We start from the raw sequence: 370 nt of genomic DNA on the forward strand, positions 1-370 counted from the left end.
GTCGTGGAGCACCGTGTTGGCCTGCGCCTTGACGAAGCGGTCCTCCTCGTCGGCGGTGAGGTAGTCGATCTGGTCGGTCACCTTGCCGTCGACGACCTTGCGGTAGGGCGTCTCCACGAAACCGAAGGCGTTGAGCCGCCCGTAGGAGGCCAGCGAGCCGATCAGGCCGATGTTCGGGCCCTCCGGGGTCTCGATCGGGCACATCCGGCCATAGTGGGACGGGTGCACGTCACGGACCTCGAAGCCGGCCCGCTCACGCGACAGACCACCGGGGCCCAGCGCGTTCATGCGTCGCTTGTGCGTCAGGCCGGCCAGCGGGTTGATCTGGTCCATGAACTGCGACAGCTGCGAGGTGCCGAAAAACTCCTTC

1 pseudogene is annotated in these 370 nt (G+C 66.8%); it reads right to left on the reverse strand.

The annotated features are described in order from the left end of the window. Positions 1–370 (reverse strand): annotated as a pseudogene (locus V5E28_RS49240) (DNA-directed RNA polymerase subunit beta); the annotation flags it as partial.

It is taken from the genome of Nonomuraea sp. LPB2021202275-12-8 (genome assembly GCF_037044575.1).
In the GTDB taxonomy this organism is placed as follows: domain Bacteria; phylum Actinomycetota; class Actinomycetes; order Streptosporangiales; family Streptosporangiaceae; genus Nonomuraea.